This window comes from Flavobacterium reichenbachii (assembly GCF_002217435.1).
GTDB classification, from domain to species: domain Bacteria; phylum Bacteroidota; class Bacteroidia; order Flavobacteriales; family Flavobacteriaceae; genus Flavobacterium; species Flavobacterium reichenbachii.
Genome location: NZ_MUHF01000032.1, coordinates 112,348 through 137,137 on the forward strand (window position 1 = coordinate 112,348; position 24,790 = coordinate 137,137).

Consider the following 24,790-nt stretch of genomic DNA (forward strand, 5'->3'; position numbering starts at 1 on the left):
TCATAATTTAAAAATTAACATTAAGTCCCATCATGTAGCTTCTAGGCTGCGGATAATATCCAACATCAATTCCTCTTGCCCATGGCTGTGTAACGTTTCCGCTGCTATCTGTTGCATTGTTACCAAAACCAATCTCCGGATCCATACCTTGGTATTTTGTAAAAGTGAAAAGATTATTTCCTGCAACATATATTCTGAATTTACTGAAGAAACTCAACTTGTCTGTCAATTTTGTTAAATCGCATCCAATCGCTACATTCTTAATTCTGAAGAAATCAGAATTCTGAACATATAAATCTGAGAATTTAGTGTAGTTTCCGTTAGGATCTGTACCATAAGTTACTCTTGGTGTTGTATTTGAAGTTCCTTCACCAGTCCATCTGTTTAAGATATCTGTTGTGTTATTTGTATAGGCACGAGTATAATCGTGAACACCAAAAACATTTTGTCCTCCTGCAGAACCATAAGTATTAATTGTAATATCAAATGCTTTATAAGATAAATCAATATTTAAACCGTAGGTAATATCCGGGTTTGGATTTCCGATTTGTGTTTTATCGTTAGCATCAATTTTTCCATCTCCATTGTAATCAACAAAACGAACATCTCCAGGCTGTGCATTTGGCTGTACACCTGCTGCAACTTCTGCCGCATTTTGAAAAATTCCATCTGTTTTTAATCCGTAGAAGTAACCCATTGGTTTTCCTACCTCAACACGGTTCATTTCGTCTAGACCTTGAAATAATAAGTTTGCATCTCCGTGAATGATTCCTTCATTATTTGCAATTCTAAGAACTTCATTTTTATTGCTTGAAACATTAGCGTTAATACCAAAATTCCAATCTTTTCCAAAACGAGTACGGTATCCTAAACTAACCTCGAATCCTTTGTTGCTTACGTCTCCACCATTAACATAAGGGGCAGTTGCTCCGGCATAAACCGGGATAGAAGCCAGTACTAACCAGTCTTTTGTTTTTTTATCGTAGTAATCAAATGATAATGTAAAATTGGTAAACAAAACAGCATCAAAACCTAAATCTAATTGTTCTGAAGTTTCCCATTTAAGGTTACGGTTAGAAAGCTGATCCGGGCTTGAACCTACTAGCAGAGTTTCGGTTCCTGTTCCAAAATGATACGTTTTATCTGCAGAATTAACTGTAGATACATAAGCAAATCTTCTTGCAAATTGATCGTTACCATTTTGTCCCCAGCTTGCTCTAAGTTTAAATGTATTTAAAACTTTATTTTCTTTGAAAAACTTTTCTTTATCTAAATTCCAACCTGCAGAGAATGATGGGAAAATAGCATATTTGTTATTTGGTCCAAATTCTGAAGATCCGTCTCTACGAACTGTTGCAGAAAATAAATATCTGTTGTCATAATCATATAATAAACGCCCAAAATAAGATTGGATCGCATAATCTTTACGATTTCCTTTTACCACATTTGATGTTGGATCTTTTGCATTATCAAGATAAGCATGTGCAAAATCATCAAAAATTAAATTTCTTCCTTGGCCTTCCATAAAATCTCCTGTATTCTTTTTTGCAGAAGTACCAACTAAAACATCAATATTATGAACTCCGCCCAATGTCTTCTTGTACTGTAAAGTATTTTCAAAAATCCATCCAGACGATTTAGTAGCATTTTGAGTTACGCTCGAAACGGTATTATTATCACTTGAAGAAAGTGAATAAACTGGTCTGAAAGAACGATAGTTACTATCTGACATATCAACACCAAAACTTGTTCTGAATGTAAAGTCTCTTAAGATTTTTAATTCTGCGAAAATATTACCTACATAACGGTTATTTTTGCTTTCATTAAAGTTATTGTAATATAATGAACCTACCGGGTTGCTGATATCTGCTGATATTACCGAAGGAGCAAAACCTCCATTTGCATCGTAAGCTGCGTCAATTGGAGCTGCATTTAAGAAACTTCTAATTCCGTTGCTGTAAATACCATCATCTGCAATACCTCTTGATTTTACATTAGAAAAAGTAAAGTTTTCTCCAATTTTCAAATATCCTTCAATTACTTCAGAAGTAGAGTTTACTGTAAAAGTAACACGATCGTATTGAGACTGACTAGTTGCTCCTCCAATCATTCCTTCTTGTCCGTAATAAGACAAACCTGTTGCAATTGTAGATTTTTTATCACCTCCTGTTATAAAAAGTGAGTGATTTTGTTTAAGTGCTCCCTCATTAAACAAATCTTTCTGCCAGTCGTGATTAGGAAATGCTGCAATCTGTGCTGGAGAATACAAAGGTGCATATCCAGAATTTACACGAGCTTCATTCATAATCGTAGTATATTCCTGTGTATTCATTAAGTCTAATTTCTTAGAAACTTGCTGAAAACCGGTATAAGTATTGAATGCAACATTCATTTTACCATCTTTTCCTTTTTTCGTTGTTACCAAGATAACTCCGTTTGCCGCTCTTGCTCCGTAAATAGAAGAAGCCGCTGCATCTTTAAGAACGTCAACCCTTTCGATAACAGACGGATCTAAATATCCGATACCATTATCTACAACAACACCGTCTACCACATAAAGCGGATCACTTTTTCCTGCTGTTCCTGCTCCACGTATGTTTACGACCATACTAGATCCCGGTTGTCCAGAAGATGAAGTAACATTTACTCCAGACGCCTGACCTTGCAAAGCATTTACAACATCAAGACTCGCAACCTGCTGAATATCTTTTCCAGATACTAGAGATGTTGCAGCTGTGTTTACTTTTTTCTTCTGTGTACCGTAACCAATTACTACAATCTCCTTAAGTTCAGAAGTTTCTGCAGCCAGTGTTATATTAATCACTTTTTGTGCTCCTACGGTAAGTTTTTGTGTTTTAAAGCCAACAAAACTTACTACAAGAACATCTCCTGTTTTAGCTTCAATTTTATATTTTCCGTCAAAATCAGTTACTGTACTTGCTTTACTTCCCTGTACAATAACGGTAGCTCCTGGAACTCCCATATTATCATCTGCAGATATTATAGTTCCGCTTACAGTTTTGGATTCTTGTGCAAATCCAGACTGCATCACAAATACGCTGAGCAGCAGCGCCATCAAAAATGGAAGCTTTGTTGTTTTAATACAATTTTTGCTTTTCATAATAATTAAAGAATTGGTTAAATTTAGTGTTAGTGTTTTTCAATCGATTGAGGAACTATTCAAAGTGGAGAATATTCCTCCCTGGCTTACACTGGCCGAGAATCTGTATTTACACGGTCAATGTTTCTTCCGTCAAATAAGTTGTTACGCTTTGCGTAAAATTTTCTGTAGTTTGTTTTTCCTAAAAGCTGTGCTAAAAAAACTTTGCTTTCTGATTTTGATGTTTGAGTCACACCATTCAAATCAGTATTTAAAACAGCATTACAAACAATTCCATTTTTAGAATTTAATACTGTTTTTTTTATCAAAGAGTTCGTTAATTCAATTTCTAAAAAAAACATTTGTGATATTTTAAGTTAGTTGTATTTTTGTTCACTTTAAACTTATAGTCAAACTGAACTTATCTTATGGTTAATTTGACTACAAGTGTAAAACATTTTTTCTATATTAACAAAATATTAGGGTTATTTTTTTTCAATTCTAATAATTGAAGATTATAATTATTAATACCGCAAAGTTCTAATTGAAATTGAATAAAAAAATATCAAAAAAATAACGAATCAGCCATTTGACAATCAGCCGTTTAAGAATAGTACTTTTTAAATCTGTTTTTTATCACAAATCCAATGCGCTGAGTATCAAAATTTTGTTTCGTTAAAAAAAATATAAAGCTTTTGTGAAGCTAAGTATTCATTTAATTTATTTAATTTGTCAAAATTTATATCAAATATGGTCGAAAATGAAGATGACGGGACCGCTGTAAAAAGTGAACAAACTGCAATGAATGCAATCACGATTGACTGCGTGATATTTGGTTTTGACAAAGGAAGTCTGGAGGTTCTTCTGGTACAACACGCAGAAGGAATTAGTAAAGGAAAATGGGGACTTCCGGGAGGATGGATATACAAAAAAGAAAGTACAGACGCGGCCGCAAATCGTTTGTTAAATGAACTTACAGGTTTAGATAATATTTACTTAGAGCAGTTAAAAGCTTTTGGAGATCCCGATCGTTTTCCGCTGCGACGTGTCATTACTATTGGGTATTATGCTTTGGTAAAAAGAGAAGATTATAATATCAAAGCTGGTTTTACTGCCGCCGATGCAAAATGGTACAAAATAAGCAGCATTCCCAATTTAATCTATGATCATAACGAAATCTTATCTTATAGTTTAAAACATCTTCAGAACAGAGTTCGACAGGCTCCAATTGGATTTAATCTTTTACCCGAAAAATTTACACTGCTGCAATTGATGCATTTGTATGAAGAAATTTTAGGAATCGAAATGGACAAATCTAATTTTAGACGAAAAATTCTGCACATGAAATTATTGGCGGCTTTAGACGAAAAACAACAGGATGTCTCGCATAGAGCTGCAAAATTATACAAGTTTGATCCTGAAATTTATCAGAAACTAACTGAAAAAGGATTCAATTTTGAATTTTAACAAACAACAAAGAGCATTTTATTCTAGAAATACATCCAGAAATTGACAGCACAAAACACAGAAATCAGACCAGCCATAGACGGAATCACTATTGATTGTGTCATATTTGGATTTAACAAAGAAAGTCTGGAAGTACTTCTGGTACAGCACGCTCAAGGCGAAAGTATTGGAAAGTGGGGACTTCTTGGAGGCTGGTTAAAAAAGGAAGAAAGCGCAGACGATGCCGCACAGCGAATTCTGCAGGAACTTACCGGTCTTGAAAATATTTACCTGGAACAGCTGAAAGCTTTTACAAATCCAAATCGTGTTATCGAAAGAAGGGTTGTAACCATTGGATATTATACTTTGGTAAATCGGGAAGATTACAACATAAAAGCCAGTTTATCGGTTCGGGAGGCAAAATGGTACAAAATTAATGACATTCCGGATTTGATTTTTGACCATAATGAAATACTAGATTTCAGTTTAATGCAATTGCGCAACAGAGTGAGACAAGCGCCCATTGGTTTTAATTTACTGCCAGAAAAATTTACTTTATTACAGTTAATGCATCTTTATGAAGAAATTCTGGGAATTGAATTGGACAAATCGAATTTCCGAAGAAAAATTCTTCATATGAAACTGCTTGTAGCACTCGACGAAAAACAGCAGGACGTCTCGCATAGAGCCGCAAAACTTTATAAATTTGATCCTGATATCTATAAAAAATTAACAGAAAAAGGTTTTAATTTTGAATTTTAAGGCCGAATTTTATTTTCAAGATCTAACTATCCGACAACTACATTCCAGAATCCAAAACTTTGCGCTATCTTTGCGCCTTAATAACATGCGTTAAAGCAATTGCTGCAGTGCATTTTATACCCAAAAAAGACTTAAACTCGATCAGAGAATTGATATATTAAAATGAAGAAGATACGTAACTTTTGCATTATTGCACACATTGACCACGGTAAAAGTACATTGGCAGACCGATTATTGGGCGCTACACAAACCGTTACAGCTCGTGAAGAAAAAGCGCAATTGCTTGACAACATGGACCTGGAGCGCGAGCGAGGCATTACCATTAAAAGTCACGCCATACAAATGGAATATACTTATAAGGGAGAAGAATATATTTTAAATCTAATTGATACTCCTGGTCACGTTGATTTTTCATACGAAGTTTCGAGATCTATCGCGGCATGCGAAGGCGCACTTTTGATTGTTGATGCTGCACAAAGTATTCAGGCACAAACGATTTCTAACTTATATCTGGCTTTAGAGAATGATCTTGAGATTATTCCGGTTTTGAATAAAGTTGATTTACCAAGTGCTAATCCAGAAGAAGTTAGTGATGATATTATCGATTTATTAGGATGTAAATTAGAAGATATTATACATGCTTCTGGAAAAACTGGTTTTGGGGTCGAAAATATTCTGGCTGCCATTATCGAAAAAATTCCTGCTCCAAAAGGAAATAAAGACGAACCTTTACAGGCTTTGATTTTTGACTCGGTTTACAATCCGTTTCGTGGAATTGAGGTTATCTTTAGAGTAGTAAATGGTGAAATCAAAAAAGGACAGAAAATTAAATTCATGGCTACAGGCAATGAATATTTTGCTGACGAAATTGGAACTTTAAAATTAAACCAAGTTCCGAAAAACGTGATTTCTGCTGGTGATGTTGGATATTTAATTTCAGGAATTAAAGAGGCCAAAGAAGTAAAAGTTGGTGATACACTAACTGATGCTAAAACGCCTACAACTAATATGATTACAGGTTTTGAGGATGTAAAACCAATGGTTTTTGCCGGAATTTATCCTGTTGATACTGAAGATTACGAAGATTTGCGTTCTTCTATGGAAAAACTGCAATTGAATGATGCTTCGTTAGTTTTTACACCTGAAAGTTCTGCAGCGTTAGGATTTGGTTTCCGTTGCGGATTCTTAGGAATGCTTCACATGGAAATTATTCAGGAACGTTTAGAGCGTGAGTTCGATATGACTGTAATTACTACAGTTCCCAACGTTTCGTATTTGGCTTACACCAAAAAAGATCCGGAAACTGCATTTGTAGTAAATAATCCTTCTGACTTACCAGAACCTTCGCGTTTAGACCGAGTTGAAGAACCTTTCATAAAAGCAACAATCATTACAAAAGCCGATTTCGTTGGAAACGTAATGAGTTTATGTATTGAAAAACGCGGTCAAATTACGAATCAAACGTATTTGACAACAGAACGTGTTGAATTGAATTTTGACATGCCTCTTGCCGAAATTGTATTCGATTTTTACGATCGTTTAAAAACAGTTTCCAAAGGTTATGCTTCTTTTGATTACTCTCCTATCGGAATGAGAACTTCAAAATTGGTAAAACTGGATGTTCTTTTGAATGCACAAACGGTTGATGCACTTTCTGCATTGATTCACGAAGACAATGCTTATAACATCGGTAAAAAAATGACCGAGAAATTACGCGAATTGATTCCAAGACAGCAATTTGATATTCCGATTCAGGCTGCAATTGGGGCAAAAATTATTGCTCGTGAAACGATTAAAGCACTTCGTAAAGACGTTACCGCAAAATGTTACGGTGGAGATATTTCGCGTAAGCGTAAACTTCTTGAAAAACAGAAAAAAGGTAAAAAACGTATGAGACAAGTTGGAAACGTTGAGATTCCACAAGAAGCTTTTATGGCTGTTTTGAAACTTAATGATTAGATTTTTCTTTATAATAAAGAATAAAGAGTCAAGAATATAGATTAAACCCGATAACGAAGTTATCGGGTTTTTTGTTTTTATGCTGATGGCTGTGTAAAAGACCAGCCTGCCACGATTAAGTCCCGAACTACTTCATTTCTTTCTGCTCCATCTTCCAGAGTATAAATATCCTGACTTACTACAAAAGATTCTGTCATTTTCTTTGATCCATAAATACCACCGAAAATCATTGCAAAAATTCCTCCCACTAAAACAAACGGGTTAAGCAGCGTGAAGTTATAAACCAAAAGAGAAATTGCCGCCACAATACTAATTCCCGTTATTAACTGTGATTTTGATGTCGCTTTTTCGTGAATGGATTTACAGGATGAACATCTTGGAATTCCAATTAAAATTTTAGAATATTTAACCGATCGGTATACGACAATATTAGTTCTGTCCGCTTCTACAAAAAGCGGTACAAAATAGCACTCGTTCATGCTTTTCATATGATCTTGCTCGCAGTAAGTACATTTGGTTTCGTGCGGTTCAAATCTTTTATAATGCTCATTAAAAGAGTAATTTTCAATCATAAATTTAGTTTTTTAAGTTAGTTTGAAGGCAGAATTTGGGATAAAACATATTTAATTAATAAACCTGGTCCGAAAGAAATCAATAGTGGAATCAGAATTTCTAAATTTAAAAAAGTGCTTCTTCCTTTAAAATAGAAACCACATGCAAAAGGCATAATCATTGCAGCTATGGTATAACCTACCATTGCAGGAATTGGATTTTCTTGATTTCCATAATAACCGCAGCAACAAGCCGCTATAATCGATATCAAAATCATCATACCGTTGTTATCTCCAAACATTCCTATGAAAGTTGTAATAACAATCACGGCACCAAAAGCAATTTTACTTCTTTCTTCCACTTCTTTGGCTTCTTTAGCTTCTTCATAAAGATCATCTTTATGACTTTTGATTACTTTTGATAAAAGCTCTTTTGCTGTAACAGGATCGTAATCTAGCCGAATCAAATCAATAAGTTCCTGATTACTGTCAAATTTTCCCTCTCTTAATTTCTTTTTAAGCTCTTCAATCTTCGTGTACGATAAATCATTAGGCATATGTTTCGTTTTTAATTGAGGTAAAAATACATTATTTTTTAATCTACAATTAAACTCAAAAAAAAATTGATAAGATAAGTTCCTGACATTTAAAAGCCTGAAATATTTTAGAAATCTGTCCTAATTTGGAACACATTTCTCATTTCTTTAAACTCTGAACCTTTGTATCTTTGAACCTTATAACTTTACAAAAAACCTCTGAACCTTAAAAAATGGACGAAACCCCAAAACGATTTGACCGAATTGTTGCCATTCTGATTCAATTACAATCTAAAAAAATTGTAAAAGCACAGGAATTGGCTGATCGTTTTGATTGCAGTCTGCGAACAATTTACCGTGATATTCGTACTCTTGAAGCATCCGGAGTTCCTATTTACAGCGAAGCTGGAGTTGGCTATGCCTTAATGGACGGTTACAGATTACCGCCCGTTATGTTTACGCGCGAAGAAGTGAGCAGTTTTATTGCGGCGGAGAAATTGATGCAGAAATTTACAGATCCTGCTCTCGGTACGCATTATGCATCGGCGATGTACAAACTAAAATCGGTTTTGAGAAATGGGGATAAAGATTATGTTTCGAATATTGAATCCAGGGTGGTGATGCAAACTACCGAACCCATGTTCAATGATAATTCTCCCAATACTCTCGCAATTCTGTTTGAAGGAATCGCAGAAAAAAAGCAGATTCTGTTAACTTATAAAACTTTTGACAAAGAAGAAACAACACAGCGCAATTTAGAACCAGTCGGCGTATTTCATGATCATAACAATTGGTATTTCCTTGGTTACTGCCATTTGAGAAAGGATTACCGCCAGTTTCGTACCGATCGGATTCTGGAAATAAAAAAAACAGATCTTGATTTTACAATCGAACATGATTCTCTGGAAACCTATTTAACCAAAACAGAAACCATTCCGACTACAAAAGTCAGAATTCTAATTGACAAAAAAATTGCGCGATATTTAACGCACGAAAGAAAATATCATGGGTATGTTTCTGAAGAAGAAATCGACGGAAAAATCGAAATGACATTTATGTGCCGCGATATTGATAACGGTTTTCCCCGCTGGTTTTTAATGTTTGGAGATTACGCAACAATCGTAGAACCAGAAAGACTTAAAGTGAGAACTTTAGAACTTCTGGAGGTAAACAGAAAAAGACTTTTATAAAAAAACTCCTAAAGAAACTGAGTTGCATTAGGAGTTTTTTTTAATCTATCTTTCTCTGTCCCAGAAAAATGGAGGTTCAATATTGAGAGCTCTTAGATATACATATCCTTGTCCTCGGTGGTGTATTTCGTTATCAATAAAATATAAAATATTCTCAATTACCGGAAATTCATATTGCCCAAAAAGGTTAAAGTTTTCATTAAAATCTTCAATCGATAATTTCTCCCAATACTGATTAATTTCTGCAGTTGCTTCGTCCCATTTTTCAAGATACTGCGCTTTAAAAATCAATTTTTCTGTTTCTTCTTCACTAAATGGCTTCACTTCTCTGTTTACAATTCCTTTAAGTCCGGGAACTGCAATAGCCAAAAGTTCGTCTGTTAATTTTGCAAATGTTCTCATTCCTCCAATAGAAAATTCAAAGAAATCTTTTTCTGGAAAAAATTCAATTACACGTCTTGTAAGTGCGCGGTGCCCTTGCCAGTGTTTCAATAAATGTTCGGGAGTAATTACTTGTGCAGCTAATGTTTTCATGATTTTAAAGTTTTAATTTATTTATACTTCAAAAGTAAAATGAGCCGGTGACAACAGTTTGTCAGCAGGAAAAAAAATATTTAGAATATTTTTTTAATTAGCTGTAGAAAACTTAGAACCTTAGCATCTCAGAATCTTAGCATCTTTAAAAAAAACCTTTGTACCTTTGCAGCTTACAAACTTTGGAACTTAAAAAAAATGATCGAAGATAAAAATCCGCAGCGTACCAGTATAGCTCAGTTAGGCGAATTTGGCTTAATTGAACACTTGACTAAAAATTTTGATGTTAAACAAGAATCTACTTTAAAGAGTATTGGCGATGATGCTGCAGTACTGGATTTTAAGGATAAAAAAGTAGTTGTTTCTACCGATTTATTGATAGAAGGCGTGCATTTTGACTTGGCTTACATGCCATTAAAACACTTAGGTTACAAATCGGTTGTTGTAAATGTATCCGACATTTGTGCAATGAATGCCAGACCGACACAGATCACGGTTTCTGTAGCGGTTTCGAATCGCTTTCCGTTAGAAGCCTTAGAAGAATTATTTGAAGGAATTACACATGCCGCACAAGAATATAAAGTTGATGTTGTTGGCGGCGACACCACCTCATCTCAAAAAGGATTGATTATCAGCATTACTGCAATTGGCGAAGCCGATGAAGATGAAATTGTGTACCGTAATGGCGCTAAACAAACCGATTTACTTGTAGTAACGGGAGACATTGGCGCAGCGTATATGGGATTGCAGGTTTTAGAAAGAGAAAAACAGGTTTTTCAGGTAAATCCAAATAATCAGCCTGACTTAGACGCTTATACCTACTTAATCGAGCGCCAGCTGAAACCTGAAGCTCGTAAAGATGTGCGTACGTTATTGCATGCATTAGAAATTAAACCAACTTCTATGATTGATATTTCTGACGGACTTTCTTCAGAAATTATTCATTTGTGCAGACAATCTAAAGTGGGTTGTAATCTATATGAAGATAAACTTCCTTTAGATCCGCAGTTTATTTCGACATGCGAAGAGTTTAATATTGACAGCACTACTGTTGCAATAAACGGCGGAGAAGATTATGAGCTTTTATTTACCATTGATATTAATGATTTTGACAAAATAAAAGGAAATCCAAATTTCTCGATTATAGGCCATATGGCAGAAGAAAACGAAGGAATTCATCTCGTAACCAGAGCAAACACAAAAATCGCTTTAAAAGCACGCGGCTGGGATTCCTTGACGGAATAATCGCTGTATTCGAAATAAAAAATTCCAAACTCCAATTGAGCTTTTAACTCTTTGGAATTTGGAATTTTTTTTATTTGAAGTGTAATTTAGAAAAGACCTTTACTCTTTGCTTCTTTTACCAATTCTTCATCAGAACCTGATTTTATTCTGAGCAGCTCTTTTAGATTGATTTTTCGCTTTTCTATTGCTGTCAAAGATATCGGAATATATTCCGGCATAGCAAAAACCTCAATTCCTTTTGATAAATGAAATAGAATCTGCTTATCAACCTGATCAATTTCTATTGAATTATGAGGGTTTTGATTCAGCATTTTCTGAACAGACTGACTATAATATTTTTCGTTTTTCATTATTTTATCCAACGCAAAAAGAAGCTCATCAAAAGTAAGATCATTTTTAATCACCAAACCATTTGGTTTTATGGTTCTAATAATCGTTTTTATTTTGAGGAGTTCCGTATACATTGTCAAAAGTATAATCTTACAGGTTGGAATTTTCTCGAGAATTAATTTGGCTATATCTTCACCAGAAAAAAGGTTTTTGTCTTCGTAGGCAGGCATGCTGATGTCCAAAAAAGCAATATCAAAAACAGGAGACGTTTCGTCTACAATTAAATCATAAGCAGATTTGCAGTCATGCGCTTGAGAAATCACAAATTCATATTCTTTTGGATTATAGCGAGTTATAGCATTTTTATATCCCTCTATAATAAAAGGATGGTCATCGACTATCAGAATATTTTGCTTAGTCAATTGCGAACCTGGGGTTGTTGCGTCAAATGTCATTATTTTGCAGGTTTATTTTTTGATCTATTGGGACTTTGATTATAAGCAGGGTTCCTTCTCCTTTGGCAGATTTTATTGCAACCGTACCTTTACACTCTGCAGCTCTATATTCAATGTTATGCAGTCCTATCCCGTTTTTTGTTCTTTTTGTATCAAATCCGACTCCATCATCCATGATAGATAAAACCAGATGATCAATTTCGCTTTTAAATTCTATTTTAATAATGTCTGCTTCTGCGTATTTGTTAGAATTCTGAAGTGCTTCCTGAACAATTCGGTATAAATTTATCTTAACCATATTACTCACTAATTCCCATTTTATTTGGGAATCAAATGCAGTGATTAATTTCGAATTATGTGTATTACGCTGGTTTTCGAATAGTTTTTTCAGGATGGCTACAAAATTATTAATTAATTCTGACTTTTCTCTATTCAAATCATGAGAAATTTCGCGTATATCTTCTTCTATATTTTTAAGTTCTGCCAAGTACATTTTCCTTTTTGGAGCGGCCAGAGCTTCATCAACTTTATCCAGACTGTCTAAACTAATTCTGATGCCAAACATTCTTCCCAGCACTCCGTCGTGCAATTCCTGCGCAACGGTTTTCTTTTCTTTTATTCGCGTAAGCTCAATTTCGTTTTGCTGTGAAATCATTAAGTTGTAAATATCCTCATTTGCAATTTGCTGCTGCTGTTTAAAAAGTAGTTCTCTGTTTTTTGCCTGCTGCGTTTTATACACATAAAAGAAAAGGCCAATGAGCGTACATATACTAAAAACGTATACTAAGGTTTTGTTTTTTTCCTGCAGATTTGAGTTTTCATCCTTTATCTCGTTGGTTTCAAATTCTATACGAGAAAATTTTTCGCCCATTTTTCTTTCTGCTTTGAGCATTTTTTCGTTTAGATAAATATATTCTTTAGAGTATACAGAAGCATTTTTTGTATCAACGACAGCAATTTGTTTGAGTGCTTCTAATGTATTTATTAATTTATCAGAGGTTCGCGACAAAGCCAAGGCTTGTTTGGCATATTGCACACCACGCAGAGTGTCTTTTTTAGCGCTAAAATATTCCGATAAATGAATTTTACTTGATACAACGGCAGATTTTAATCCTAAGCTGTCTCTAATTTTGAGCGATTGAACAAACAGTTTTGGCAAATCGTCGGATTCATTCAATTTGAATTTTGAATACCCTAAATTATCCAATAAAATGGCATACAAAATCGTTTTCTCCTGAAATAGGTTTTTTTCATCCAATCCTTTTTCAAAATAATTTTTGGCCTGCTGATAATTCTGCATATTCAGATAAACATAGCCGATATTATTTAATGATGTTGCTTTTAATTGAAGTTCAAGCGGTATGGATTTATCTTTTAAAACGTCCAAAGCTTTATTGTGAAATTCTAACGCTTTGGTATATTCTTCTCTTTCATTGTATAGAATTCCTAAAAGATTGTAGCATTCATAAAGCAGATCGCTTACATTTTTTTGCTTTTTTAAAATATTTAAAGCTTTAAAAACTGCAATCTCACTTTCAAAATAATCACCTCCATTGTATTGAAGGCTGGCTTTGTTTAGAAATGTTTTCGCAATATTATACTCGTCATTAATTTGAAGATAGATTTTTTGTGCTTTAAAATAACTTCTAAAGGCACTATCTGAAATGGCTTGCGAATTATAATAGTCTCCCAGATACATATAGGCTTTGGCAATGCTTAAAGAATCTTTGCCAACTAGAGATTTTTCTAAAACTAATTTTGATATTTTATGATACGATTTTAGGTCGTTCATGTTGTAATATCGATTTGCTACTTTAAAAAGATTAACTCTCAAAACAGAATCATTATCCTGTTTCATTATAATTTCCAGAGCCAGCTTATTGTATTTTTGTTTAAAGTCATAACCCAGATTAATATCATTTGCCAACGAAAGATACGTTGGGAGACTATCTTTAGTAGAAATTTTATTTTTATCAGGCTGATCATTTTTAGTACAACTAATAAAAACCAGAGATAAACAAAGTAATATATAACAAGTCTTTTTCAATTGTACTTTTTGGAGTTTTACCAAAAATACTAAAACTTAAGACATAAAAAAAAGCTGTCAAAAAATTGACAGCTTTTTTTTACATATAGAAAAATTATATTTAATCTAATTTTTTGCTTAAACCTTGTGATTGACTTACTTGGCTAAGTCCTACGGCTTGAAAATCAAGTTTTCTTCCACCAACATTTCCTGTTGATGCACCGTCTCCAAATACATCTAATTTTCTTCCGCCTACATTTCCTGTTGATGCGCCATCACCGTATACATCAAGTTTTCTTCCGCCTACATTTCCAGTTGAAGCTCCATCTCCATATATAGAATCAATAGTTGTCACACCATTTGTTGTTACAGGGCTTGCAAATGAAGTTGCTACTACTACTAAAGAAAATAATCCGAATGTTAAAGCTGTTTTTTTCATGATTTAAGGTATTATGTGTTTGTTTTATTTGGGGAAATATGACTGCTTTCTTGCAAATCATGGTGTAAAACTAATACCGTAATCAAAAAAAATTTATACAAAAAAATGAGTTTATGGTAGAACATACCCAATTGATAGTAAACGGGCATCAAATTTATGTAATTACTTAATTTTTAGACTTCTAAGTAATTTCCTATAGTATAATCGGCAATTATAAAGTCAATATTTGACTTGTAGGTCTTAGAAAATGGGATCTTTTTTGAAGAGTTTTTTATGTAACAAACTGAGTGTCCGCTATGAATCCTCGAAATATAATTTCTATTAATCATATAACTATTGTGAATTCTAAAAAAAGGATAGGACAAAACTCCTTCAAAATGCTTTAAGGTTTTAAAAGCAGTTATCATTTCGCCGCTTTGCAGATAAATGTCTGTAGAATTATTATCGGCTTGAAAATAGGTAATTTCTGCGGTATCAATGTAGCGATAATCTCCGTATGATTTTATGCAGAGAATAAGCGGTTGCTCTACATTTTGAATATTCTGTGAAAATGGTATTACAGAAGCTGAAATTTCATTTTTTATCTTAATAGATTCTGATGCTAAAGTACTTTTGTCTAGTTTTAAAATCAATTTAAGTAAATCTATTTTTAAAACGGGTTTTAAAATATAATCAAATGCATCATATTTTATCGCTTCAAAAGCCAAATCTTTCTCTGAAGTGGTAATAATGATCTTCGGAATTTTAGCTAAAAACCGATACAATTCACTAATAAAAGAAAGTGACAAATTACTGGATAAATCCCGAGGTGCAATTTCTAAAAAAATAAATGCCGGCTGCTGCTCTAACACCAGTCTCAATCCTTCTTCGTAAGTAGATGCCGATGCCAGAAAGTCTAACTCTGAAAAACCATCTGCAATTGATCTGGTTTTCAGAATACTTTCTGCATCATCGTCAATAATAATATACGAATATTTCTTCAATGTAAGCCTTTCTTATTTGCATTAATTTTGACAATTAGCCTTAAAAACATCTTATGAAGACGCAATCAGTTTACAAATTGTTCTTAAAAATTTTATTTTAGTATTTTACCTGCAATTAAAATTACGAATTTCGGCTTATAAATTATTCATTATTAATACATTATACTCAACAATTGACATATTGACCTGAAATGTATAATATCAGAAACAGAATGCCTAAAATAAAAAAAATCCCAAACTCCTAGTAAGGAATTTGGGATTTATATTACTTTAATTAAGAATTACATTTTCATCAACCAGTTTTTCATCGAAACTTCGTTTTCAATAATTGCTCTTAACTCAGTTATTTTAACGCGATCTTGTTTCATTGTATCTCTATGACGAATTGTTACTGTTTCATCTTCAAGCGTTTGATGATCTACTGTAATACAGAATGGAGTTCCTAAGGCATCTTGTCTTCTGTAACGACGACCAACAGCATCTTTCTCATCATAAGCCACATTGAAATCCCATTTTAAATCTTCGATGATTTTTTTAGAAATTTCTGGAAGTCCGTCTTTTTTAACTAATGGTAAAACGGCAGCTTTTGTTGGAGCCAAGACAGCAGGCAATTTAAGCACTGTTCTTGTAGAACCATCTTCTAAAGCTTCTTCTTGCAATGATGTTGCAAAAACAGCTAAAAACATACGATCAAGCCCTACAGAGGTTTCTACAACATACGGAACGTAGTTTTCGTTTAGCTCAGGATCAAAATATTGCAATTTTCTACCAGAATATTGTTCGTGCGCTTTTAAGTCAAAATCAGTACGAGAGTGAATTCCTTCCAGTTCTTTAAATCCGAATGGGAAGTTGAATTCAATATCTGCAGCTGCATTTGCGTAATGTGCTAATTTTTCGTGATCGTGAAAACGGTAGTTTTCTTTTCCTAATCCTAAAGATAAGTGCCAGTTTAAACGCGCCTCTTTCCAGTGGTGGTACCATTTCATTTCTTCTCCCGGACGTACAAAAAACTGCATTTCCATTTGTTCGAATTCACGCATACGGAAAATGAATTGTCTTGCAACAATTTCATTTCTAAATGCTTTACCCGTTTGAGCAATTCCAAAAGGAACTTTCATACGACCCGATTTCTGAACATTCAGGAAATTCACGAAAATACCTTGTGCTGTTTCCGGACGTAAGTATAAATCCATTGCAGAATCTGCAGAAGCACCCAATTTGGTTCCGAACATTAAATTGAATTGCTTTACATCTGTCCAGTTTCTTGAACCCGTTTCAGGATCAGCGATTTCGAGTTCTTCGATTAAAGCTTTTACATCCTGAAGATCATCGCTCATACCTTTTGCAAGTCTTGATAAAATCTCCTTGTATTTTGAAAGATATTCTATAACGCGTGCATTTGTAGTAACAAATTCTTCTTCATTAAAAGCATCACCAAAACGAGCTCTTGCTTTTTCGATTTCTTTTTGAGCTTTTTGATTAATCTTTTCAGCATAATCTTCGACTAAAACGTCGGCTCTATATCTTTTTTTCGAATCTTTATTATCAATTAACGGATCATTAAAAGCATCAACGTGGCCTGAAGCTTTCCAAGTTGTTGGATGCATCAATATTGCAGCATCAAGGCCGACAATATTCTCATTCATCTGAACCATTGATTTCCACCAATATTCACGGATATTCTTTTTTAATTCGACTCCATTTTGTGCATAATCATAGACAGCACTCAATCCGTCGTAAACTTCGCTTGACGGAAAAATAAATCCGTACTCTTTTGCGTGCGAAACCACATTCTTAAATATATCTTCTTGTTTTGCCATAGTGATGCAAAAATATAAAAAGTACCATTAAAAAAAAGAAAAAAAATAAAGATTGAACCATTGATTTTAATATTTTTGTAACCAAATTCTTTCTATTTGTGATTAATTACCTTATTAACCTGTTTTTCCCGAAAGTCTGCTCTGGATGCAAAACACTTCTCCTGGCAAATGAAAGTGTTTTTTGTACCAATTGCCGTCACGAAATGCCTCTTACTCAATATCATTTAGATTCCGATAATCAAGCGGTCAAAAAGTTTTACGGACGTATAGAAATGCAGCATGTTTCTGCATTTTTGTATTTTAATAAAAAGGGAATGGTTCAGGAAATCATTCACAACCTAAAATATAAAGGCCATGAAGAAATCGGAACGGTTTTAGGAAATTGGTATTCAGAAGATTTAAAGGAATTAAAATTGAATATTCCTTTTGATGTAATTATTCCCGTTCCTCTCCATAAAAGGAAATTCAAAGAAAGAGGTTATAATCAGGTTGCTTCTTTCGGAAAAGCTTTATCTAATAATCTAAATATTCCTTATGATGACAGCATTTTATATCGAAAGAAGTATTCTAAAACACAGTCTAAAAAAAATCTTTTAGGAAGATCCGAAAATATAGAAAACATCTTTGATGTACATTTCACTGAAGAAAACAATCATAAACATTTTTTAATTGTTGATGATGTTCTCACTACGGGCGCCACTATCGAAGCGTGTTCGAGAGCTTTATTAAAATTCCCTAATGCCAAAATAAGTGTTGTCTGTATGGCAATTGCCAATTAATTCTATAATTGGCTTGTTAACCAAAATCTTAAACCTTAATTGATAACAATCTTTTTTACTGTTTTTTTGTTTCCATCGATAACTGTTACCAGATAAATTCCTGAAGAAGCATTTGCCAGTTGAATATTTTGATTGAAATCGCCTGTATTTTCAAACGTTTTGTCGTAGACTATTTTTCCTAAAACATCGTGTACTAAAACTTTTACTCCAGTTGTAGATTCGCTTTGAAACTGAATTGTAAAATTTCCTTTATTTGGATTTGGATAGAGTACAAAATTCATTCGATCAAAATCGGGAGTTCCTAAAGTATAACTTGTAGTACAAATATCTACCGATGCAGCATTTATAGTTCCAAAACTTCCTACTACATTATCACGAACTCTAAAAGTCCAGGTTCCCTGAGGATTCTGGCCATTAAAAGCACTTAATAAATCTACTGGCACAACAATTTGAGTGGAAACTTTACTACAGTCTATAACAGTTCCGTCGTCATCCAGCTGAAGAGCAAGTGTTGAAGAGTTTGAACAGGCTTTATTATATAAACGAACTGTTGTTCCCTGCGGACTCACAATTTCAATTTGTACATCTGATAATCTATCGTGGGTAAGGCTTAAAGAAACATTTACATCTGATACCGTTCCTGTTGCAGCCGGCACAGTAACTGTTCTGGTGGTGTAACCAGAGCTGTAAGGAATACTAAAAGAGCTTCCAAAACTATATGTATTGCAAGTTGTTGCTACCGTATAACCAATAGAAAAGGCTTTGCTGTTTATCGTATAATAAATATTTGCAGTAGGCTCAATTAAAATTCTGCAATTGGTAGACGTGACAACATCTGTTGGCACCAAAATAGCTTCTGAACCATCATTTGGAGTATTTGAAGCAAGAACTATTGGAAATGTTAAACCGCCGTCTGTTGATAATTTAATATTTACCGCAGCAGAACCTTGCAGGGTATTTGTATTATTTACACTCCAGGTTATCGTTTGTGTTGATCCTTTTTCCCAGCCTACATTAGAGCTTGGATAAGTTACAGCAAAAGGTCCGGCAGTGGCGCTTACGGTTACCACCATAGCATCTGTAAAGGTTTGAGCTGTTCCTAAAGGAGCATTATCTCTTCCTGTTAAGGTAAAATTCATTGTTTTTGCAATGGATGAAACAGACTCCCAAGTAGTAGTCAATTGGTTTTGAAGCACCGAACTTAAACTTGGCATATATCGCACAGGAGATGTTGTAGGCGCTATAGATCTAAACATTGGTCCGTTTGGCTTAGTTGGATAAGTAGTACTATTGGCTCCAGAAGTAGAAGTTGCATTATCAAATTGTTCCCAAGTATAAGTAATGGTATTTCCTTCAGCATCAGAACCTGTACCGGTCAAAATAAAAGGAGTGCTTATCGGAATTGTATAGTCAGGACCAGCATTTATTACAGGGGGATTATTTGTTATTGCTGTACTAACCGGACAGCTTTTTGTAGCCAGATTATTTTGAATCTGAATTATACTGGGATAAGAAAAATAATCATCTGATTTATTTTGGACATTATAACCATTTGTAACTCCGGCATAACCCATAATTGTAGAACCGCTTCCGGGTTCGTAGGAACTTCCATTTCCTTCTAATGTATGAGAAAAAGTATGAAATGCTCCCAATTGATGACCAAACTCGTGGGCTACAAAATCGATATCAAAGTTATCGCCTTCTGGTACTGCATCTGCTGGAGAGGTATAGGCACTTCCTTTTCCAACAGCTCCCGAGCTTGCAGGATTTACACAAACACAGCCAATACAACCTGCATTACCGCCGCCGCCTGATCCTCCAAACAAATGTCCGATATCATAATTTGCGTTGCCAATTACACTGGTCAAAGTTGCCTGCACCTCTTTCCCCCAAGTAGGATTCGTTTCATCGTTACCAACTGAAGGCTCAGAGTAAGGATCTGTTGTGGCATTTGTGTAGATTATATCATTATTGTTCGCAATCAAAACTAATTTTACAGAAAGATCCCTGTCAAAAAGACCATTTACTCTTGATAAAGTTGCATTCATCCCAGCCAGTGCTCCCGCTTTTGTACCTCCAAAATAAGCGGTATATTCTGCAGTACAGGATAGTGCAAGGCGTAATGTCTTTAACGTTTTTGCACTTGAAGATATTTTGGCAGTCTTTGAAGTACTGTTGTTTTCTAAAACCAGGTCGGCAGTTTTACATTCCAAACGCATTTTTGAAGTATTATCATTAGAAGAAAATAATACGTATTCTGATTTATCATCTGGATTTTGCTCTATATATTCTGAGGGTTTATCTAGACGAAAAACCATTGTTTTGGTTCCGATTGGCGCTGTACTAAAATAAATTTTTGCTGTTTTATCATCAACACCCTGACCTTGATACGATCTAATGTCCGGATATTTTGCCTGCAGTTCCGGATCAAAATTTGATGATTCCCAAACCGTAAATCGTTCTAAAACACCAGCTGTATTAGGAATTGTGATTTCTGTTACGGTTTTTTCCGTCGAATTATTTACTGCCGAAAGCTTTGAGGTTAGAAAATCTGAATTTAATTTATAATACAGTTTTTCAGAATTAACTGCAGCTGTACTTTTTCTTAATACGGAGGCCGTACTTACTTTTTGCCATAAGGCATCACTTTGTGCGTAAATTGTACTGCTGCAAACTATTAGAAAAATATAAAGTAATTGTTTTTTCATACTTAGGAATTGAAATTCAAATTTAAAGCAATTAAATGAAATTCTTACACATATAAGACAATTAACTCATTTTCATCGACGAGATGGCCAATTTTCACAAAAAGAAAGATATTCACTGTAAAAATCAATTCGGCTTAGCATTAAATTTAAAACAGAATAGTATAAATTTGCTGCATCTTAAATAATTTGTTTTGAAGCTCTTTCATTCTATAAGCGATTTTCAGTCAACCAAGAAAACAATCTTAACTCTTGGCACCTTTGACGGTGTACATATTGGTCATAAAAAAATTCTGGAACGAATTACTCAAAATACTGAAAACGGAAAATACGAAAGTTTGGTTCTTACTTTTTTTCCGCATCCGCGAATGGTGCTGCAAGAAAAATCAGAGATAAAACTGCTGAATATTATTTCTGAAAAGACAAAACTGCTGGAAGAAACTGGCATAGAAAACCTTATTATTCATCCGTTTAACGAAAGTTTTTCAAGATTGACAGCAGAAGAATTTGTACATTCTATATTAGTGGACCAATTTCAAATTCAGAAAATAATCATCGGACACGATCACCGTTTTGGAAGAAACAGAACGGCTAATATTGATGATTTAATTGCTTTTGGCGAAAAATATGGTTTTGAAGTAGAACAAATTTCGGCGCAGGAAATTCAGGATGTTTCTGTAAGTTCAACCAAAATTAGAAAGGCTTTGAATGAAGGAGATATGGATTTGGCAAATGAATATTTAGGCTACAACTATTTCTTATCGGGCAAAGTGGTGAAAGGAAAACAATTGGGAAGAACAATTGGTTTTCCGACAGCAAATATTGAAATTGACGAAGACTATAAATTGATTCCTAAAAAAGGGGTTTACGCGGTTAAGGCAATTGTTGATAAACAAGAATTTGCAGGAATGATGAATATTGGTTTCAATCCGACTGTTGAAGGTGAGAAACAAACAATTGAAGTACACATCTTTGACTTTGACAAAGATATTTACGAACAAAATATTGAAGTTTCGCTGGTTCATTATCTTCGCGAAGAGCAAAAATTTGGATCTGTTGATCTGCTGATCGAACAATTAAAACAAGATCAAATTAATGCTCAAAAATTTCTAAACACGCTTTAGTATTACGCAACACTATCTTTTAGGCAATTTTAAATCATCCTAGTTATTTTTTTAGTAAATTTGATATAGAACTCTGTTCCTCAAATATTTACTATTAACTTCTTAAAAAATAACCACTATGAAATTACCTAAAGAATTTACCAACGGTTTTTTGATTTTCCTCGGAATCAGCATTTATTTTTTATTAATGAATGTTTTAGGTCTGTCCGATTTGTTTTATCTGCGTACCCTGAATGTCTTTTTTATATTCTATGGTGTAAATAAAACGATGCAGATGAATCTTAATGAAGGAGAAACCAGTTTTGTATCCAATGCTGTTTCTGCGATGGCGACTTCTGTAGTCGGCGTTGCGTTGAGTGTTTTTGGATTATTGGTTTATAGTTATGCAAGAGGCGGAGATGCTTATGTAAAAACACTTTCTCAAGCTTTTATGTTTGGTGGAGATCCGTCTGTACCAACCTATTGCATTTGTTTATTATTTGAAGGTCTTGCTTCTTCTGTTATTGTAACTTTAATGATGATGCTGTATTGGAATAATAAATATGCGGCCGATTAATATTTCAAAATAAAATAAACATTTTTACACTCTAAAATCATAAAAATTTATAATTCTATGATTTTAGAGTGTTTCTTTTTTGAAAATAGCCAACAAATATTCATTTACAGCAATGAGCATTGCTGATTAGAACAAATTAGTTACTTTTGAAGCTTCAAAAACAATGTAGCAATGAGCATTACAAAACACAACTGGACCAAAGACGAAATAATCGCAATATATAATAAACCTATGATGGATCTGCTGTATGAAGCAGCAACAATTCACAGACAAAAACACGATCCAAATGTCGTTCAGGTTTCTACACTTTTATCTATAAAAACTGGCGGATGCCCAGAAGATTGCGGTTACTGTCCGCAAGCTGCACGTTATAATACAGGTGTTGAAGGAAACGATTTAATGACTGTCAGCCAGGTAAAAGCACAAGCTTTACGAGCTAAATCAAGCGGATCATCCCGCGTTTGCATGGGAGCAGCCTGGAGAAATGTAAAAGATGGTGAAGAATTTGATCAGGTTTTAGAAATGGTTCGTACCATTAACAAACTGGATATGGAGGTTTGCTGTACTTTGGGTATGATTACAGAAAACCAGGCACAGCGTTTAGCAGAAGCTGGTTTATATGCTTACAATCACAACTTAGATACTTCTGAAGATTATTATAAAGATGTTATCTCAACACGAGCTTTTGAAGATCGTTTAGAAACTATCGAAAATGTTCGTAAAACTAACGTTACTGTTTGCAGCGGCGGTATTATTGGAATGGGAGAAAGTATTGAAGACAGAGCTGGAATGCTGGTAGCGCTTTCTACTTTAAACCCACAACCAGAATCGGTGCCTATTAATGCATTAGTTGCTGTTGAAGGAACTCCAATGGAAGACGAAAAACCAGTTGAAATCTGGGAAATGATCAGAATGGTGGCTACAACTCGAATTGTAATGCCTGATACTCAAGTTCGTTTATCTGCAGGAAGAACTAACATGAGCCGCGAAGGACAAGCAATGTGCTTTTTTGCAGGAGCTAATTCTATTTTTGCCGGTGATAAGCTTCTTACCACTCCAAACCCTGATGTTCACGAAGACATGAAAATGTTTGAGCTGTTAGGATTGAATCCGCAGAAACCTTTTACTAAAGTTTCGCAGCCAAAAACTGTAGAAGCAGCTGATTCTCAATTTTCTCCATTAGGTGAAAAACCAAAATGGTCAAGACCTGGACATACCATAGAAAGAAATCTTGAAGCTTCGATCAAATCAAAAATTTAAGCTTTAGAGCTAATAAATCTCGATAAATACTTTTAAATTGCTTATAACTAGCTTGTTATAAGCAATTTTTATTTAGAAAGATGAAATTAACACAAATTGAACGGGTTAAAAAAATCTCCAAATCGGATTTTATTACCCAATATGTAAAAAAACAAATTCCAGTTGTGGTTGAAGAGCTGATTGAAGATTGGCCGGCTTATCACAAATGGAAACTCTCTTATATTAAAGAGATCGCTGGTGATACCATTGTTCCTCTATACGATAACAGACCAGTAAATCATAAGGAAGGTTTTAATGAAGCGCACACTAAAATGAAGATGAGCGATTATATTAATCTCCTGGAAGAGAAACCTACCAACTACCGCATTTTCCTTTACAATTTAATAAAGGAGGTTCCGACATTGAAAAATGATTTTTTATGGCCTGACATTGGCTTAAAATTAGTCAAGCAATTGCCTATGCTGTTCTTTGGCGGTGAAAGCTCTAAAGTGTTTATGCATTATGATATTGACTATTCTAATATTCTGCATTTTCATTTTCACGGAGAAAAACAATGTATGCTGTTTGCTCCGAGCCAGTCTAAGTTTATGTATAAAGTGCCGCATGCTTTAATTTCGAGAGAAGACATTGATTTTGATCAGCCTGATTACGAAAAATTCCCTGCACTAAAAAATGCCGAAGGATACATCACGAATCTAAAACACGGTGAAATGTTATATATGCCGGAAGGATACTGGCATTATATGAAATATTTAAGCCCGGGATTTTCTATGAGTCTGCGTGCATTTCCTAAAAGCATAAGCCATTTATCAAAAGCTGCTTATAATATTGTAATTATGCGGTATTTTGATATTCTGATGCGAAAGTTTAAAGGTCAGAAATGGATTGATTATAAAAATGCAAAAGCTATTGAGAATACCAATCAGTATTTAAAAAAATCGGCTTAAAATGTATTTAAAATTAAAAAGCAGTTATGAATATATTCATAAC

At 34.2% G+C, this 24,790-nt stretch carries 21 protein-coding genes; 10 read left to right on the top strand and 11 right to left on the bottom strand.

Features of this window, described 5'->3' with window-relative positions:
* Positions 1-7 precede the first annotated feature (7 nt).
* Together B0A68_RS22575 and B0A68_RS22580 are read right to left on the bottom strand one after the other, a co-directional pair.
* Positions 8-3,121: a SusC/RagA family TonB-linked outer membrane protein gene (locus tag B0A68_RS22575; RefSeq protein ID WP_035681378.1), complete on the bottom strand. Its 3,114-nt coding sequence runs from the start codon at positions 3,119-3,121 to the stop codon at positions 8-10.
* 86 nt (positions 3,122-3,207) lie between these two features.
* The gene (locus tag B0A68_RS22580; protein WP_035681375.1) at positions 3,208-3,462 is read right to left on the bottom strand and encodes a hypothetical protein; all 255 of its coding nucleotides are present in this window, start codon (positions 3,460-3,462) and stop codon (positions 3,208-3,210) included.
* 388 nt (positions 3,463-3,850) lie between these two features.
* Between B0A68_RS22580 and B0A68_RS22585 the strand changes: the two genes are divergently transcribed.
* The 3 genes from B0A68_RS22585 to lepA all read left to right on the top strand — a co-directional run bounded on the left by B0A68_RS22585 (position 3,851) and on the right by lepA (position 7,267).
* Positions 3,851-4,567: an NUDIX hydrolase gene (locus B0A68_RS22585; protein WP_035681372.1), complete on the top strand. Its 717-nt coding sequence runs from the start codon at positions 3,851-3,853 to the stop codon at positions 4,565-4,567.
* A gap of 42 nt (positions 4,568-4,609) precedes the next feature.
* Positions 4,610-5,308, top strand: coding sequence for an NUDIX hydrolase (locus tag B0A68_RS22590; RefSeq protein WP_240475225.1), 699 nt, complete (start codon positions 4,610-4,612; stop codon positions 5,306-5,308).
* 162 nt (positions 5,309-5,470) lie between these two features.
* The gene (gene lepA / locus B0A68_RS22595) at positions 5,471-7,267 is read left to right on the top strand and encodes a translation elongation factor 4 (protein WP_035681367.1); all 1,797 of its coding nucleotides are present in this window, start codon (positions 5,471-5,473) and stop codon (positions 7,265-7,267) included.
* Between the two features lie 77 nt (positions 7,268-7,344).
* On the opposite strand, the gene B0A68_RS22600 is transcribed toward lepA, so the two are convergent.
* Complete coding sequence (locus B0A68_RS22600; protein ID WP_035681364.1) at positions 7,345-7,839, bottom strand: hypothetical protein; 495 nt, start codon at positions 7,837-7,839, stop codon at positions 7,345-7,347.
* Between the two features lie 17 nt (positions 7,840-7,856).
* Positions 7,857-8,375: a hypothetical protein gene (locus tag B0A68_RS22605; protein WP_035681361.1), complete on the bottom strand. Its 519-nt coding sequence runs from the start codon at positions 8,373-8,375 to the stop codon at positions 7,857-7,859.
* Between the two features lie 212 nt (positions 8,376-8,587).
* Here B0A68_RS22605 and B0A68_RS22610 point away from each other — a divergent pair, with 212 nt between their 5' ends.
* Positions 8,588-9,544 (top strand): helix-turn-helix transcriptional regulator, encoded by a 957-nt coding sequence (locus B0A68_RS22610; RefSeq protein ID WP_035681358.1) that lies wholly within the window; start codon positions 8,588-8,590, stop codon positions 9,542-9,544.
* Positions 9,545-9,589: 45 nt separating this feature from the next.
* Here the strand turns inward: B0A68_RS22610 and B0A68_RS22615 are convergent, their stop codons facing one another.
* Positions 9,590-10,078 (bottom strand): DinB family protein, encoded by a 489-nt coding sequence (locus tag B0A68_RS22615; protein ID WP_035681355.1) that lies wholly within the window; start codon positions 10,076-10,078, stop codon positions 9,590-9,592.
* A 198-nt stretch (positions 10,079-10,276) separates the two neighbouring features.
* Here B0A68_RS22615 and thiL point away from each other — a divergent pair, with 198 nt between their 5' ends.
* On the top strand, positions 10,277-11,323 hold the full coding sequence (thiL, locus tag B0A68_RS22620; protein ID WP_035681353.1) for a thiamine-phosphate kinase: 1,047 nt from the start codon (positions 10,277-10,279) through the stop codon (positions 11,321-11,323).
* 86 nt (positions 11,324-11,409) lie between these two features.
* On the opposite strand, the gene B0A68_RS22625 is transcribed toward thiL, so the two are convergent.
* The 5 genes from B0A68_RS22625 to B0A68_RS22645 form a co-directional block, all read right to left on the bottom strand.
* Entirely contained in the window at positions 11,410-12,108 is a 699-nt protein-coding gene (locus tag B0A68_RS22625) for a response regulator (protein ID WP_035681350.1), read from the bottom strand.
* A complete protein-coding gene (locus tag B0A68_RS22630) occupies positions 12,098-14,155 on the bottom strand; it encodes a tetratricopeptide repeat-containing sensor histidine kinase (RefSeq protein WP_035687743.1) in 2,058 nt (685 codons plus the stop codon). The genes B0A68_RS22625 and B0A68_RS22630 overlap by 11 nt, the downstream gene beginning before the upstream one ends.
* 100 nt (positions 14,156-14,255) lie before the next feature.
* Positions 14,256-14,573, bottom strand: a complete 318-nt coding sequence (locus B0A68_RS22635) for a hypothetical protein (protein ID WP_051892443.1) — start codon at positions 14,571-14,573, stop codon at positions 14,256-14,258.
* A gap of 173 nt (positions 14,574-14,746) precedes the next feature.
* A complete protein-coding gene (locus tag B0A68_RS22640) occupies positions 14,747-15,556 on the bottom strand; it encodes a LytR/AlgR family response regulator transcription factor (protein ID WP_035681348.1) in 810 nt (269 codons plus the stop codon).
* Positions 15,557-15,837: 281 nt separating this feature from the next.
* Positions 15,838-17,376, bottom strand: a complete 1,539-nt coding sequence (locus B0A68_RS22645; protein WP_035681344.1) for a glycine--tRNA ligase — start codon at positions 17,374-17,376, stop codon at positions 15,838-15,840.
* 98 nt (positions 17,377-17,474) lie between these two features.
* Between B0A68_RS22645 and B0A68_RS22650 the strand changes: the two genes are divergently transcribed.
* Positions 17,475-18,155, top strand: a complete 681-nt coding sequence (locus B0A68_RS22650; protein WP_035681342.1) for a ComF family protein — start codon at positions 17,475-17,477, stop codon at positions 18,153-18,155.
* A gap of 35 nt (positions 18,156-18,190) precedes the next feature.
* On the opposite strand, the gene B0A68_RS22655 is transcribed toward B0A68_RS22650, so the two are convergent.
* A complete protein-coding gene (locus B0A68_RS22655) occupies positions 18,191-20,863 on the bottom strand; it encodes a zinc-dependent metalloprotease (RefSeq protein WP_035681340.1) in 2,673 nt (890 codons plus the stop codon).
* Between the two features lie 191 nt (positions 20,864-21,054).
* Here B0A68_RS22655 and B0A68_RS22660 point away from each other — a divergent pair, with 191 nt between their 5' ends.
* The 4 genes from B0A68_RS22660 to B0A68_RS22675 all read left to right on the top strand — a co-directional run bounded on the left by B0A68_RS22660 (position 21,055) and on the right by B0A68_RS22675 (position 24,747).
* Entirely contained in the window at positions 21,055-21,984 is a 930-nt protein-coding gene (locus B0A68_RS22660; protein ID WP_035681338.1) for a bifunctional riboflavin kinase/FAD synthetase, read from the top strand.
* 118 nt (positions 21,985-22,102) lie between these two features.
* On the top strand, positions 22,103-22,540 hold the full coding sequence (locus tag B0A68_RS22665; protein WP_035681335.1) for a hypothetical protein: 438 nt from the start codon (positions 22,103-22,105) through the stop codon (positions 22,538-22,540).
* 171 nt (positions 22,541-22,711) lie between these two features.
* Entirely contained in the window at positions 22,712-23,800 is a 1,089-nt protein-coding gene (gene bioB / locus B0A68_RS22670) for a biotin synthase BioB (protein ID WP_035681332.1), read from the top strand.
* 80 nt (positions 23,801-23,880) lie between these two features.
* Positions 23,881-24,747 carry a cupin-like domain-containing protein gene (locus B0A68_RS22675; RefSeq protein WP_035681330.1) on the top strand — a complete coding sequence of 289 codons (867 nt, stop codon included), beginning with the start codon at positions 23,881-23,883 and terminating at the stop codon, positions 24,745-24,747.
* Positions 24,748-24,790 lie beyond the last annotated feature (43 nt).

Bases quoted from the DNA above. Each gene is read 5' to 3' on its own strand.
- lepA (WP_035681367.1), top strand. From the start codon at position 5,471: ATGAAGAAGATACGTAACTTTTGCATTATTGCACACATTGACCACGGT.
- B0A68_RS22655 (WP_035681340.1), bottom strand. From the start codon at position 20,863: ATGAAAAAACAATTACTTTATATTTTTCTAATAGTTTGCAGCAGTACA.
- B0A68_RS22585 (WP_035681372.1), top strand. From the start codon at position 3,851: ATGGTCGAAAATGAAGATGACGGGACCGCTGTAAAAAGTGAACAAACT.
- B0A68_RS22575 (WP_035681378.1), bottom strand. From the start codon at position 3,121: ATGAAAAGCAAAAATTGTATTAAAACAACAAAGCTTCCATTTTTGATG.
- B0A68_RS22675 (WP_035681330.1), top strand. From the start codon at position 23,881: ATGAAATTAACACAAATTGAACGGGTTAAAAAAATCTCCAAATCGGAT.
- B0A68_RS22610 (WP_035681358.1), top strand. From the start codon at position 8,588: ATGGACGAAACCCCAAAACGATTTGACCGAATTGTTGCCATTCTGATT.
- B0A68_RS22645 (WP_035681344.1), bottom strand. From the start codon at position 17,376: ATGGCAAAACAAGAAGATATATTTAAGAATGTGGTTTCGCACGCAAAA.
- B0A68_RS22625 (WP_035681350.1), bottom strand. From the start codon at position 12,108: ATGACATTTGACGCAACAACCCCAGGTTCGCAATTGACTAAGCAAAAT.
- B0A68_RS22615 (WP_035681355.1), bottom strand. From the start codon at position 10,078: ATGAAAACATTAGCTGCACAAGTAATTACTCCCGAACATTTATTGAAA.
- B0A68_RS22635 (WP_051892443.1), bottom strand. From the start codon at position 14,573: ATGAAAAAAACAGCTTTAACATTCGGATTATTTTCTTTAGTAGTAGTA.
- B0A68_RS22580 (WP_035681375.1), bottom strand. From the start codon at position 3,462: ATGTTTTTTTTAGAAATTGAATTAACGAACTCTTTGATAAAAAAAACA.
- thiL (WP_035681353.1), top strand. From the start codon at position 10,277: ATGATCGAAGATAAAAATCCGCAGCGTACCAGTATAGCTCAGTTAGGC.
- B0A68_RS22665 (WP_035681335.1), top strand. From the start codon at position 22,103: ATGAAATTACCTAAAGAATTTACCAACGGTTTTTTGATTTTCCTCGGA.
- B0A68_RS22605 (WP_035681361.1), bottom strand. From the start codon at position 8,375: ATGCCTAATGATTTATCGTACACGAAGATTGAAGAGCTTAAAAAGAAA.
- B0A68_RS22600 (WP_035681364.1), bottom strand. From the start codon at position 7,839: ATGATTGAAAATTACTCTTTTAATGAGCATTATAAAAGATTTGAACCG.
- bioB (WP_035681332.1), top strand. From the start codon at position 22,712: ATGAGCATTACAAAACACAACTGGACCAAAGACGAAATAATCGCAATA.